The following is a 13,104-nucleotide window of genomic DNA, read 5'->3' as shown; positions in this document are numbered from 1 at the left end:
TTTCATGCATCCTGTGCTTTGTTCTTGTTCTGGTGGCCGCCGCCGCACGCCTTCACCAGCCGCGCGGCAATCCGCGGCAGCGGCAGGATCTCGATGGCGGCGTCCAGCGCCGCAGCCGCCTTGGGCATGCCGTACACCGCGCTGGTGGCCTGGTCCTGCGCAATGGTGAGGTAGCCACGGTCGCGCATCGCCTTGAGGCCGAGGGCACCGTCGCGGCCCATGCCGGTGAGCAGCACGCCGACCGCCTCGCCGCGCCAGTGCTCCACCACCGATTCGAAGAACACGTCGATGGAAGGCCGGTACAGGTAATCGCCCGGCTCCGGGGTGTAGGCCATCCGCGCGGCATGTATCAACCGCAGATGATCGTTCGTGCCCGCCAGGACCACGGTGCCGATTCGCGGCCGCTCGCCGGCGCGCGCGATGCCCACCGGCAGCGCGCACTGGGCGTTGAGCCACTCGGCCATGCCGGGCGCGAACGCCTCGTCCACGTGCTGCACGGCGACCACCGCCGCGCCGAAGTCAGCCGGCAGCGCGCCCAGCAACGTGGCCAGTGCAGCCGGCCCGCCTGCCGAGGCGCCAATCGCCACCAGGCGGGGCGCGGCCGGCGTAGGCGTGGCGGCAGTCAGGGAATGCGATGCGATGGCGCGGCCATTCAGCAGCCGGGCGATGTTGCGGAGCTTGCGCAGCAGCGGCCCCGCCGCGAGTTGCGCGTCCGGTTCGGTCAGGGTGGGCGTGTCCACCGCATCGATCGCGCCGTGACCCATCGCGGCGAACACCTGGTCCGCGTTGCGCCCGAGGTCCATCGTCACCACGACGATCGCGCACGGCGTGGCGGCCATGATGCGCCGTGTGGCTTCCACGCCATCCATGACCGGCATCAGCAGGTCCATCAGGATCAGGTCGGGCGTTTGCGTGGCCGCCATGCGTATGGCCTGCTCGCCATCGCCTGCCACCCAGATGATCTCGTGCGTGGCATCGAGCGCGATGGCGCGCCGCAGCGCCGCCACGGCCAGCGAAGAATCATTGACGATACCGATCTTCATGCACGTGCCTCGCCGATGAGATCCAGCACGGCGTCCAGCAACGCCGTGTCATGGAAACTGCCTTTGGCCAGATAATAGTCCGCGCCAGCCTGCAACCCGCGTTCGCGATCCTGCTCGCGGTCCTTGTACGACACGATCATCACCGGCAACTGACGCAGGCGCGGCTCCTCGCGGATGCGGGTGACCAGTTCGATGCCGTCCATGCGCGGCATGTCCACGTCCGTGATGACGAGGTCGAAGGGCTCCGCGCGCAGGACGTTCCAGCCATCCATGCCGTCCACGGCCACGGCCACATCGTAGCCACGCCCGGCCAGCAGCTTGCGCTCCAGTTCGCGCACGGTCAGGGAATCGTCGACCACCAGCACCCGCTTGCGGCGGACGTCGGCAGTACCGGCGCCGGCCTGGCGCACGCGCTCGATCCGGCCATCCGACACGAGTTTCTCGACCGAGCGCAGCATGTCCTCGACATCGAAGATCAGGACGGGCGTGCCGTCGTCGGTCAGGCTGCCCGCCGCGATGTCCTTGATCTTGCCCAGCGCCTGCGCCAGCGGCTGCACCACCAGCATGCGTTCACCCAGCAGGCGGTCCACGGCAATGCCGTAGACGCGATCCTGCTCGCCGATGATGACTACCGGCACGGTGTCGGCGTCCGGGGTGGCGGTCTCGGGCCGTTGCAGCAGTTGCGCCGCGCTGACGAGGCCTACGGGCCGGCCGTCATGGCGGAAGTGCTGGTGCTGTTCCACCTGCTCGATCTCGTCCCGGCGCACCGCCACGGCACGCATGACGTGCCCGAGCGGGAAGGCATAGGCTTCGCCGGCGACTTCTACCAGCAGCGTGCGCACGACGGACAGCGTAAGCGGCAATTCGAGATGGAAGTGGAGCCCGCTGCCGGGCTGCTGCGAGAGCCGCAGGCTGCCGCGCACGGCGCGCACCATGTCCTGCACCGCATCCAGCCCGACGCCACGCCCCGAGACATGAGACACCGTCTCGCGCAGGCTGAAGCCGGGCAGCAGCAGGAATTCGAGCAGTTCCGTCTCGGACATCCGCGCCGCCGTCTCGGGCTGCGCCAGGCTGCGGCGCACGATGGCCTCGCGCAACGCGTCGAAGTCCACGCCGGCCCCATCGTCGAAGATCTCGATGACAAGCCGCCCGGCGTTATGGCGTGCGTGCAGCGAGACGCGCCCTTCCTCGGGCTTGCCGGCGGCGCGGCGCACTTCGGGCGGCTCGATGCCGTGATCCACCGCATTGCGCAGCAGGTGGGCCAGCGGGGCGTCGAGCTGTTCGAGGATGTCGCGGTCCACCTGGGTTTGTTCGCCCGCCAGCGCCAGATGCACGGGCTTACCGAGCGCGCGGCCGAGGTCGCGCACCATGCGCGAATAGCCCATGATGCCGTCCGAGAGCGGTCGCATGCGACAGGACAGCGCGGTGTCGTAAAGCTGGCGCGACAGCCGGCTCGCCCGATGATCGTACTGGTCGATCTCCTCCACGCGCTGCGAAAGCTGGCCGTGGCTGTCCTCAAGCAACTGGCGCGCTTCGGCCAGCGCGGCGCGTAGCCGTGGCACGGTACCATCGGCACTGGCCAGCAGGGCCTGGATGCCTTCCAGCGCCTGGAGCGCGCGCATTTGCTGGCGCCGCGCCTGCTGCATGGCGCCGCAGAACGGGCGCAGCCAGTGCGTCTCCACCATGGATTCGCCGGCCATGGCCAGCAGCCGGTCCAGCCGGTCCGCGTTGACGCGCAGCATGCGTTCCTGCGGGTCGGCGGCGGCCGTGGCCTGAGGGGCGGGCGGGACTTCGGGGGGAAGAACCTCGGGCGTTGCTGCGGATACCGCCGGCATCCGCGCGGGGGCCGGCTCCAGTTCAGTGCCGTCGAGCAGCGCGTTGAGGTGCGCGACGCAGGCGTCGATCTCGGCCAGTCCTTCCCGCTCGGGCCAGTCGAGCGCGCCGCCCGGGGGATGGCCGATCCGCTGCAGCAGGTCGGTGCCCTGCAGCAGGGCGTCGATATGGGACGGCGTCAGCAGCAGGCCGCCACGCTGCGCGGCGACGAGGCAGTCTTCCATCACATGCGCCACGCGCACGCCGCCATCCAGCCCGACGATGCGCGCTGCACCCTTGAGCGAGTGGGCGGCGCGCATGCACGATTCCAGGTGCGTGGCCGCCGCAGGCTCGCGTTCGAGCGCCAGCAGCCCCGCGTTTAGGATTTCCGCCTGCGCGTCCGCCTCCAGCGCGAACAGTTCGAGCATCGAGGCATCGCGGAGCTGTTCGGGATTCATGACAGGCTCCGCGACAGCGCCTGCCGGAGCAGGTCGGCATCGAGCAGGCCGACCGTGTGGCCGTCATGCTCGAACAGGGCGCGCGTGTAGTGCGCGGAGGCGCGGGCGAGCGTAGCCGGTAGCGGCAGCAGCGCGGCGTGGGGCACGTGCTGCACGCCTGCCACTTCGGCCACAGGCAGCGCAATGGCATTGCGCCCCTGGCCCAGCATCAGGAACCGTCCCGCGCGGCTGGGATCGGCCGCCGTGCCGCCGAACAGCAGCGCCAGCGACACGCAGGTCAGCAGCGCCCCGCGCACCGATGCCACGCCAACCAGCGCCGCGTGGCGGCGGTGCGGCAGCGAGTGGATCGGCGCGGGCGCGGTGACTTCGCCGAGCACGGCGGTCGGCAGCGCGAGCCATTCATCGCCCACGCGGAAGACCACGCAAGACTGCCCTGCGGCACGGTCGACATGGAACGCACTCCTGGTAGGTTGATCGAGCGTGGCGGCATCCACAAGGTCATCGACGGCCAGCGCGTCGAGCAGCGCCGTGGCGGCTTGCGCGTAGGTCGGGCAGTTGCGGCAGTGGACGTGCGTCGCCAGCAGCGGGCACGAGGCGTCGCCGGACACGCCGATGCGTCGCCAGCAATCGTCGATGGCGGCAAGGTTCGGCAGCAGGGTGGCGGAGGTTTCAACCATGGCTCATGCGGGCGTGACGTTGGGCGCGTTCGCGCAGGCGCGCGGCACCGCCGGCGTCGCCCTCGCTATCGAGCAGGGCGGCAAGGTGGTAGAGGGCTTCCTCGTGGCCGGGATCGAGATACACCGCCTTGCGGTAGGCGGCATGCGCATCGGCGACGTGGCCGGCGGCGTCGTGCAGCACGCCGAGCAGGCAGTAGGCGTTGGCGGATGGGCCGCGCTGTGTCAGGTATTGCTCGCACGCGACGGTGGCGTCGGCCACATCGCCACGGTCAGCCATGGCAGCAATCTCCGCGAGCGCATCGCCGCCGGCTTGCTGCGCGGGCGGGCGCGCGTGCGTGGCGGCGGGCGGCGCGGCGCGCAACGGGGGGGCCGGCTGGGGCCGGCGCGCGGGAGCGGCGGGGGAAGCCGGCAGCGGCGCACGGGGTAAGGCCGATGCCAACGACGCCGGCACGTCCCGCACGGGCGGGCGCACCGCGTGGGGATGGAAGGCGAAGGCGAGCGGCACCCCGGCGCCGGCGAGCCCTTCGCGCGTCAGCAGGCTGGCTTCGGCCGGGCCGACGAAGATCAGGCCGTCCGGGCGCGCCAGGCGCACCAGCGCCTGCGCCGCGCGGCGCTGCGTATCCGGATCGAAATAGATCAGCAGGTTGCGGCAGAACACCACGTGGTAGGGCGGCTCGGCTGCGAGCAGCGACGGGTCGAGGAGATTCCCGGATAGCAGCCGGACCTGTGCCCGGACGCCATCGGCAATCTGGTAGCCCGCCGCCACCGGCGCGAAGTAGCGCTCGCGGAAGTCCAGCGGCCGGCCCCGGAACGCGTTGTTGCCATAGTGGCCGGCGCGCGCGCGCTCCAGCGCCCGGGCGCTGACATCCACGGCATCCACGCGAAACCGTTCGGGCGGCACGCCGGCGTCCAGCAGCGCCATGACGATGGAGTACGGCTCCTCGCCGGTGGAGCAGGGCACGCTCAGCACGCGCAGCATCGGCACACCATCGCCGAAGATACGGTGGGCGGCAAAGCTCGCCATGGCCAGCAGCGCTTCACGATGGCGGAAGAACCAGGTTTCGGGCACCACTACGGCTTCGATCAGCGCCTGCAGCTCGTCTGGCACCGCGTGCAGCACGTTCCAGTAGTTGCCGAGATCGGCGGCGCCCACGGCGATCTGACGTTCCAGCACGGCGCGCGCGATGGTGCCGGCGCCGATGGCGCCCGCATCGAGCCCGATGCGTTCTTTCAGCAACACTTCGATGGGCGTGAGCGGGTGCGGGGCGTCGGTCATGCCGGGGCTGGATCGGGAAACAGCAGGTCGTGCACGGCATCGGGCAGCAGCGCGCCCACGCGCACCCATTGCACGAGGCCGCGCGCGTCGTGCAGCACGGGCCCGAGGTAGCGCACCGGGGCAGGGTCGATGCCGCCGTCGACGAAGGCGGCGGGATCGGCGCGCAGGGTTTCCGTGGCGTATTCGAGCCGCAGGCCGAGCAGGCGGGCGGGTTGATCGTGGGTTGTGCGGCGATAGTGCACCAGCACGGTCCGCGTGCTCCGGCGCGCCACGGCGGGCGTGCCCGTGGCCAGCGCCGGGATGTCGATCACCGGCACCGGCTGGCCATGACGCACCATCAGCCCGGCGACCCATGCCGGCGCCCCCGGAATCTGCTTGAGCGTGGTCAGCGGCAGCACCTCGGCCACCTCGGCGGTATCGAGCGCGTAGTGGTCAGGACCGATGCGGAACAGCAGGAAGAGGGCCATGGCGGGACATGCGCGTCGCGGAGCCCGCGCTCACACCTTGAAGCGGGAGACGCCGCTGCGCAGTTCGTTGGCCACGAGGGTCAGCTCGTCGATGGCCTGGCTCGACTGGCGCAGCGACTCCACGGTCTGCTGCGCGGCTTCGGACAGCTGCATCAGCGCCTGGTTGATCTGTTCGGCGCCGCCGGCCTGCGCCTGCATGCCCTCGTTCACCATCTGCACGCGCGGCGCCAGCGACTGCACCTGGCCGATGATCTGGGAAAGCTGGTCGCCCACCTGGGTCACCTCGGACATGCCCCGGCGCACTTCCTCCGAGAACTTGTCCATGCCCATCACCCCGGCCGAGACGGCCGACTGGATCTCGCGCACCATCTGCTCGATATCGTAGGTGGCCACGGCGGTCTGGTCCGCCAGACGCCGGATCTCGGTCGCCACCACGGAAAAGCCGCGCCCGTACTCGCCGGCCTTCTCGGCCTCGATGGCGGCGTTCAGGGACAGCAGATTGGTCTGGTCCGCCACGCGGGCGATGGTGGTCACCACCTGATTGATATTGCCGGCGCGCTCGTTGAGCGTGGCCAGCCGGGCGTTGACCGAGCCGGCGGCCTCCATCACATGGTGCATGGTCGCCTCCATGCGCGACAGCCCGACCTGCCCGGTGCCCGCCAGCCCGGCGGTCTGCTCGGCGGCATGGGAGACTTCGCCCATTGTCCGCACGAGGTCACGCGAAGTGGCCGAGATCTCGCGCGAGGTAGCGCCGATCTGGGTCGTGGTGGCGGCGGTCTCGGTGGCCGTAGCCTGCTGCTGGCGGGCGGTGGCGGCGATCTCGTTGACCGACGTGGTGACCTGGATCGCCGAGCGCTGCGCCTGCCCGACCAGCGTGGTCAGTTCGCCGGACATCTGGTTGAAGCCTTCCTCGACGGCCAGGAATTCGTCGCGCCGCCCCAGCGCCATGCGCTGGCGCAGGTCGCCGCCGCGCATGCCGGTCAGCAGCGAGACGATGCCGCCCATCGGCACGGTAATCGAACGCAGCAGCAGGTAGCCGCAGACCGCGGCCACTACCACCGCCAGCGTCAGCGCCACCTCGATACTCTTCTTGGCGCCATCCACGGCCTTGCTGATGTCGGTGGCGGCGCCGCTCGCGATGGCGTTGTTGTCGTCGACCAGGGATTGCAGCGCCTTGCGGCCGTCGAGCCAGACGTCGTGGGCCTGCCCGCGCAGGGCGGTCTCGGCGGTGGCGGTGTCGCGCCATTTGGTCGGGTCGAGGTAAAGTTGCGCAGCCTGGTCGTATCGTGCGTGAAGTTCCTTGAACGCCGCGAAACGGGCGCGATCGTCCGCGCGGACGATGGATGCTTCATACAGCTGTTCCATGCGGTGGAAACGCTGGGTGGCGTCCTGGTGCTGGGCCAGCAGGCGGTTGCGCGCGCCGGCGTCGTCGGTGGTCACGATCTGCCAGGCCAGCACGTAGAACTCGCCCCAGATGCCGCGCATGCCCGCGCTGTAGTTCAGGCCGGGCAGGGCATCGTTGCGCATGACATCGCTTTCATGCTCGATGGCGGACAGGCGGTTATAGGCGACCACGCCCATCAGCGCCATGACAAGGAGAATGAGGCTGAAACTCGCCAGGATGCGCGAGCGAATGGTCCAGTTGTTCACGGTCGGGTCCGCGTTGGTCTGCTTGAATGAGCCGCTGGCAGGATTCGCGGCGGGGCGCTATCCGCCGGAAGGCGGATGGCCTTGCGGGTGCGGCAGGCGTTTGCGGCGTAGGGTACTGTAAGCGCCCGGCGCTGACAACGTGGGAGGGTGCCGGGCAGCCGCCCGCCAGCCCGCGCCGTTGCGCGGTTGCGCCGCATTTCTGTACCGCTTGATTTTTCCATGGTTTTCGTCACACTTGCCAAATAGCTTGAGCGGGACATATGTTCATCACAACTGATAGGGCAGGGATGGTGGCCAGGTCGGAGGTACAGGCGACTGGCGCCTTGCCGCCGGCGGATCTCGATCCGCTGACCGGCGTGGTCGCTCGCCAGGCATACTTGACGCGACTGGAGGCGCGCCTGCGCAGCGAGGCGCCGCCACGCTTTGCTTTGCTGCTGGTGGGCATCGACGACTTTCGCGCCTTCAACGACATGCACGGGCATGCCGAGGGCGACGCCATTCTCCAGGGCGTGGCCCGGCGGCTGGCCGACGCCTCCCCGCGCGACGCCATCATCGGCCGCGTGGGCAGCGACGAGTTCGGCGTGCTGCTGACCTCCATTTCGGACCCGACGCTGGTGCGCCACGTGAGCGCCGCCATCCTGTCGATGCTGTCCGCCCCCTATGAAATGAACGGCCGCCGGCACCATGTGCTGGCCAGTATCGGCGCCTGCGTGATGCCGGCCGGCGGCGAGAATTCGTCCGATGTCCTGGCGGCGGCCAGCCTGGCGCTGGCCCGGGCCAAGCACGACGGCGGCCGGACCATCCGCTTCTTCAAGCCGCAGATGCGCACCGACGTGACCACGCGGCTGTCGCTGGTGCAGGCGCTGCGCGAGGCCTATGCCCAGCGCCAGTTCGAGTTGCTCTATCAACCCCAGGTGGACCTGCGCGATGGCCGCGTGGTGGGCGCCGAGGCCCTGATGCGCTGGCGCCATCCCACCCTGGGCCTGCTGACGCCAGCCGCCTTCATCGACGCCCTGGCGGCCAGCAGCGTGGCCGGCGACGTGGGCATGTGGCTGCTGCATACCGCCTGCGCCCAGGCGCGGGCGTGGTCGCTGACCTTCGCCGAACCGCCGCGCGTGGCCATCAACCTGTTCGCCGCCCAGCTATCGGAAAGCCGGCTGCTGACCGAGGTGCGCCACGTGCTGCGCGCGCTGGAGCTGCCGGCGAAGCTGCTGGAGATCGAAATCACCGAGACCATCGCCCTGCAGCAGGGCGACGATGTCTCCGACCAGCTCCAGGCCCTGCGCCGGGACGGCGTGACGCTGACCTGCGACGATTTCGGCACCGGCTACGCCTCCCTGAGCTTCCTGAAGACGTTCCCCGTGGACCGGCTCAAGATCGACCAGTCCTTTATCCGCAACGTCACCCACGACGATGTGGACGCCGCCATCGTCCGCTCGGTCATCAATGTGGGCGAAAGCCTGCGCATCGGCGTGGTGGCGGAAGGCGTGGAGACCGCCGAGCAGCGCGATTTCCTGCTCGCCAACCGCTGCATCGAGGCCCAAGGCTACTTCTATGGCCGCCCGATGCCGCCTGACCGGCTGACCGACTTCCTGCGCAACCAGCCGCGCTGAGCGTTTATGCTGCGTCGCAGCAAACCGGTCGTCCTGTCAGCATCTGCAAGACTTGTTTCCGCGCATATCCGCCCGACCTCAGGACGGTGCGGGGGAAATATGTGCTTACAAAGTCAGGTCCGCAAGTCGCGTTCCCTGCCGTTATCCGATATACGGTGACATTACGGCGACACCCGCCAAACGCGGTGGGTGTCCGGAACAGAGATGATTTGCACGATGCAACCCCTTAATCGCCTGGCGATTGCCCTGGCTGCCGCGCTGGCGGCGCACGGCCTGATGGCGCAGGCCCAGGATTACGCACCGCCCGGCTACGCGCAGGGCGCCCCGGACGGCTCCGTCCTCGGCAACCCCGACGCACTGGCGCCGAACGGGCAATATGCCGATCCGTCATCCCGGATCGCCACCCTGACCGATGCAGCCGGCGGCATCAGCTTCGCGCCGGCCGGCTCGGACGAATGGGCGGCCATCGGCCTGAACCGGCCCGTGACCACCGGCGACCGGCTCTGGGTCGATCCGGGCGGCCGGGCCGAAGTCCATGCCGGCACCACCACGGTGCGGCTGGGCGGCGGCACGGCCGCCAGCATCCTCAACCTCGACGACGACACCACGCAGGTCAAGCTCACGCAAGGCTCGCTGCAACTGCGCGTGCGCGCCCTGCCGCAGGGCCAGCAGGTGGAAGTCGATACGCCCAACCTCGCCTTCGTGCCCAATGAACCGGGCGATTATCGGATCGACGTCTCGCCCGATGGCAGCACCACGCTGGTCAGCATGCGCCACGGCAGCGCAGTCGTGTATGGGGATTCGCGCTCGGTCGAGCTGTCGCGCGGCCAGCGCATGCGCTTTGCCGGCACCGACCTTGCCGATGCCGGCGCGGGCGCGTACCCGCCGCCAGACGGCTTCGACCAATGGACCGCCGCCCGTGACGCCCGCGAGGACCAGTCCGTCGCCGCGCGCTATGTGCCGCGCGAGATGACCGGCTACGCCGCGCTGGATGACTATGGCGACTGGCAGCAGGACGCCGGCTACGGCGCGGTGTGGTTCCCGCGCGCGGTGCCGAGCGGCTGGGCGCCGTACAGCACGGGGCACTGGGCCTGGGTGGCGCCGTGGGGCTGGACCTGGATCGATGACGCGCCTTGGGGCTTTGCCCCGTCGCACTATGGCCGCTGGGCCCATTTCGGCAACCGCTGGGGCTGGGTGCCCGGCCCGGCCAGCGTGCGCCCGTACTACGCGCCGGCCGTGGTCGGCTTTATCGGCGGCAGCGCGGCCACTATCCGGATTGGCGGCGGCCCCGGGGTCGCCTGGTACCCGCTCGGGCCGCGCGATGTCTACCGGCCGGGCTATCGGGCCAGCCAGAACTATGTCTCGCGGATTAACTACGCCCCGATCCACCACTATGGGCGGGGCGGGGACGGCCGTGACCGGGACCGGGAGCGCTGGGTTAATCGCAACGTGCCGGGCGCCATCACGGGCATGCCGTCGCGCAATTTCGTCGAAGGCCGGCCTGTGCCGCGCGGGTCCCACCACGACGCGTGGCGGACCTTGCCGGTGGGCGAGGGCCGGGGCGCGCCGCCGATGGCGCCAGTCAAGCGTAGTTATATAGGCGAGGCGCCGACGCGTGCGCTGCCGCCGATGGCGCGGCAGGGGTTCGAGCGGCAGGCCATCGCCACGCACCTGCCGGGCCGTCCGGCGTTCGACGACCGGCGCCCGGGGCGCCCGCCGTCTCAACAGGCGGGGCAGGCCGATAGAGGTGATCGCGGTGACCGAGGGGGGCCGGGCGGCCAAGGTGGACAGGGCCGGCCGGACGTGCGCCTGACCGAGGCCGCGCTGGCAGCCCGCCATCGTGGCGGCGATCCGAGCCGTGACGGCGCGCCGCGCGGCTTCGTGAACCCGGTGCAGGGTGGCGCCCAGCGTCCCGACGACAATCCGCGCGACAACGGCAGGAACTGGAGCACACGCCCGGACCAGATGCGCGGCGTGCCGCCCGAGGCCCAACGCCAGCAACAGGCCGTGCAGCGCCAGCAGTTCGAGCAACAACGGCAGTTGGGCGAGCAGCAGCGGCAATCGGCCGATTTCCAGCAACGCCAGCAGCAGGCGCTACAGAATCAGCGCCAGGAGCAGCAGCGGCAATTGCAGGAGCAGCAGCGCCAGGGGCAGGATCTGCAGCGGCGCCAGCAGTACGACCAGCAGCGTATGGCGCAGGAGCAGCAGCGCCAGCTTCAGGACCAGCAGCGCGAAGCGACCCAGCGCCGTCAGTTCGACCAGCAGCGGGCGCAGCAGGAGCAGCAGCGCCAGCAGCAGGACCAGCAGCGCGAGGCGATGCAGCGCCACCAGTTCGACCAGCAACGGGCGCAGCAGGAGCAACAGCGCCAGCAGCAGGATCAGCAGCGGCAGCAGCGCCAGCAGTTCGAGCAGCAACGCGCGCAGCAGGAGCAGCAACGCCAGCAGATGGAACACCAGCGGGCCGCGCAAGAGCAACAGCGCCAGCAGATGGAGCACCAGCGCCAGGCTGCGCAACAGCAGCGGCAGGCGCAGGAGCAGCAGCGCGCGCAGCAGGACCAGCAGCGCCAGCAGATGGAGCAGCAGCGTCAGGCCCAGCAGCAGCGGCAGGCCCAGGACCAGCAGCAACGGGCGCAGCAGCAACAGCAACAGCAGCAGGAACGCCAGCGGCAGTTCCAGCAGCAACAGCAGCAGCAACAACAGCGCGGCCAGAATGAGCCGGGTGACCGGGGCGGCCACGGCAACCGCGGGGCGATGCAGGCGCGCAACGACGATCGGCGCTAACCCGCGCGACGCGCACCAAAGACAAAGGGCGTCCGGAGCCACCGGACGCCCTTCGCTTTCTCTCCACATTTCACGCCGGCTGTGCCGCCGGCTGGTACCGCCTTGCTACGCCTTCTCCCTCCGTAGAAGCCTGTTGCTGCGCCGCCTGGCTTACTTCGCCAGTTCCGACAGGCGCACCGGTGCGATCTTGCCGTTCTGGACCCAGCCGACCACGGTGTCCGCCACCGAGCCGCCCTTGGCGTCGATGCCCTCCACCTCGTTCGGGTTCACGTCCTTCGGCAGGGCCTTGACGGCCTCCGGAATCTTGGCGCGGATGGCCGCCGAGTCGGTGGTCGTGCCGGCCAGCTTCATCGCATTGGCCAGCGCCCACGTCATCGTGTAGTTCAGGGACATCTCCGTGGTGGCATCGCGGCCATCATGGAGCTTCTTGTACTTGGCGTTGTAGGCCTGCGCGGCCGGGCGCGTGTCGTTGACCAGCGGCATCACGCCGATCGAGCCCTCGAGCATGCCGAGCCCGTTGGTGACCTTGGCCATCTCGTCCATCTTGGCCTGGTCCATGACGATGAAGCCGCCCTTGAAGCCCAGCTCGCGCGCCTGCTTGACGACCAGCGCGGTCGGCTCCGAGGGGCCGCCCACGAACATCACGTCAGGCTTCTCGGCGATGGCGCGCGACACGCCCGTGTAGAAGTCGGTCGCCTTGGTGTACGACATCGGGTTGTTGCCCACGATCTTGCCGCCGGCGCCTTCCCAGGCCGGCACGAAGGCCTGCACCCATGCCTTGGCGTAGTCATGGTCGGCCGGCACCAGTGCCACGTTCTTGCCGTAGCGCTTCATCTGGGCCTTGATAAACGGCTCGATATAGCCGGTATAGGCCGGCGGGATGCGGATGGTCAGCTTGTTGCCGGCATCGGTGATGCGCGGCACGCTCGAGTAGGCCATGACCAGGAACTTCTCCTGCTCGTTGAAGGCCTGCAGCGCGAAGATGCCGCCCGAATGCGGCACGAAGACGGCCGGGGTCTTGTGCTGCTGCACCAGGCGGCGGGCGTTGATGGCGGCCTCGGCCGGCGCGTACTTGTCGTCCAGCGCCACCACTTCCAGCTTGACCTTCTTGCCGTTGACGGCCAGGCCCTGCGCGTTGATCTCGTCCACGGCCATCTGGATGCCGGACAGCACGTTCTTGCCATACAGCGCGGCGCCGCCGGAGAGCGGGCCAGTGTAGCCAATCTTGACCACTTCCTGCGCGAGCGCGGGCGTGGCGGCGAAGAGCGCGGCCACGGCGCATGCGGCCAGCGGGAAGAAACGACCCATCGTCTTGTGCTGCATTGCT

Annotated in this window: 9 protein-coding genes; 2 read left to right on the top strand and 7 right to left on the bottom strand. The window is 69.7% G+C overall.

Translation table 11 applies throughout. From position 1 onward, the window contains the following. Window positions 1–2 precede the first annotated feature (2 nt). From cheB to AC1EJR_RS05840, 6 genes are read right to left on the bottom strand one after another with little or no spacing between them, the layout of a single operon-like run. Window positions 3–1,043, bottom strand: coding sequence for a chemotaxis-specific protein-glutamate methyltransferase CheB (gene cheB / locus AC1EJR_RS05865; RefSeq protein WP_477105298.1), 1,041 nt, complete (start codon window positions 1,041–1,043; stop codon window positions 3–5). Beyond that, window positions 1,040–3,313 carry a response regulator gene (locus AC1EJR_RS05860; RefSeq protein WP_477105297.1) on the bottom strand — a complete coding sequence of 758 codons (2,274 nt, stop codon included), beginning with the start codon at window positions 3,311–3,313 and terminating at the stop codon, window positions 1,040–1,042. Before AC1EJR_RS05860 ends, cheB begins: the two co-directional genes overlap by 4 nt. Next, the gene (locus AC1EJR_RS05855; protein ID WP_441593680.1) at window positions 3,310–3,990 is read right to left on the bottom strand and encodes a chemotaxis protein CheW; all 681 of its coding nucleotides are present in this window, start codon (window positions 3,988–3,990) and stop codon (window positions 3,310–3,312) included. Before AC1EJR_RS05855 ends, AC1EJR_RS05860 begins: the two co-directional genes overlap by 4 nt. Then, entirely contained in the window at window positions 3,983–5,266 is a 1,284-nt protein-coding gene (locus AC1EJR_RS05850; protein WP_477105296.1) for a CheR family methyltransferase, read from the bottom strand. Before AC1EJR_RS05850 ends, AC1EJR_RS05855 begins: the two co-directional genes overlap by 8 nt. Beyond that, a complete protein-coding gene (locus tag AC1EJR_RS05845; RefSeq protein WP_441592845.1) occupies window positions 5,263–5,733 on the bottom strand; it encodes a chemotaxis protein CheW in 471 nt (156 codons plus the stop codon). Before AC1EJR_RS05845 ends, AC1EJR_RS05850 begins: the two co-directional genes overlap by 4 nt. 30 nt (window positions 5,734–5,763) lie before the next feature. Then, window positions 5,764–7,383 (bottom strand): methyl-accepting chemotaxis protein, encoded by a 1,620-nt coding sequence (locus AC1EJR_RS05840; protein WP_441592844.1) that lies wholly within the window; start codon window positions 7,381–7,383, stop codon window positions 5,764–5,766. 287 nt (window positions 7,384–7,670) lie between these two features. Between AC1EJR_RS05840 and AC1EJR_RS05835 the strand changes: the two genes are divergently transcribed. Continuing rightward, on the top strand, window positions 7,671–8,996 hold the full coding sequence (locus AC1EJR_RS05835; RefSeq protein WP_092294498.1) for a putative bifunctional diguanylate cyclase/phosphodiesterase: 1,326 nt from the start codon (window positions 7,671–7,673) through the stop codon (window positions 8,994–8,996). Window positions 8,997–9,212: 216 nt separating this feature from the next. Then, on the top strand, window positions 9,213–11,777 hold the full coding sequence (locus AC1EJR_RS05830; RefSeq protein ID WP_441643778.1) for a DUF6600 domain-containing protein: 2,565 nt from the start codon (window positions 9,213–9,215) through the stop codon (window positions 11,775–11,777). 150 nt (window positions 11,778–11,927) lie between these two features. Here the strand turns inward: AC1EJR_RS05830 and AC1EJR_RS05825 are convergent, their stop codons facing one another. Then, window positions 11,928–13,100, bottom strand: coding sequence for an ABC transporter substrate-binding protein (locus tag AC1EJR_RS05825; protein ID WP_092294500.1), 1,173 nt, complete (start codon window positions 13,098–13,100; stop codon window positions 11,928–11,930). Between the last annotated feature and the right edge of the window lie 4 nt (window positions 13,101–13,104).

The sequence above is a fragment of the Cupriavidus sp. 05T42 genome, assembly GCF_056396345.1.
This window is presented reverse-complemented; position numbering and strand designations above follow the sequence as displayed.

Coding starts and splice junctions, on each gene's coding strand:
- cheB (WP_477105298.1), bottom strand. CDS start 1,043: ATGAAGATCGGTATCGTCAATGATTCTTCGCTGGCCGTGGCGGCGCTG.
- AC1EJR_RS05860 (WP_477105297.1), bottom strand. CDS start 3,313: ATGAATCCCGAACAGCTCCGCGATGCCTCGATGCTCGAACTGTTCGCG.
- AC1EJR_RS05855 (WP_441593680.1), bottom strand. CDS start 3,990: ATGGTTGAAACCTCCGCCACCCTGCTGCCGAACCTTGCCGCCATCGAC.
- AC1EJR_RS05850 (WP_477105296.1), bottom strand. CDS start 5,266: ATGACCGACGCCCCGCACCCGCTCACGCCCATCGAAGTGTTGCTGAAA.
- AC1EJR_RS05845 (WP_441592845.1), bottom strand. CDS start 5,733: ATGGCCCTCTTCCTGCTGTTCCGCATCGGTCCTGACCACTACGCGCTC.
- AC1EJR_RS05835 (WP_092294498.1), top strand. CDS start 7,671: ATGGTGGCCAGGTCGGAGGTACAGGCGACTGGCGCCTTGCCGCCGGCG.
- AC1EJR_RS05830 (WP_441643778.1), top strand. CDS start 9,213: ATGCAACCCCTTAATCGCCTGGCGATTGCCCTGGCTGCCGCGCTGGCG.
- AC1EJR_RS05825 (WP_092294500.1), bottom strand. CDS start 13,100: ATGCAGCACAAGACGATGGGTCGTTTCTTCCCGCTGGCCGCATGCGCC.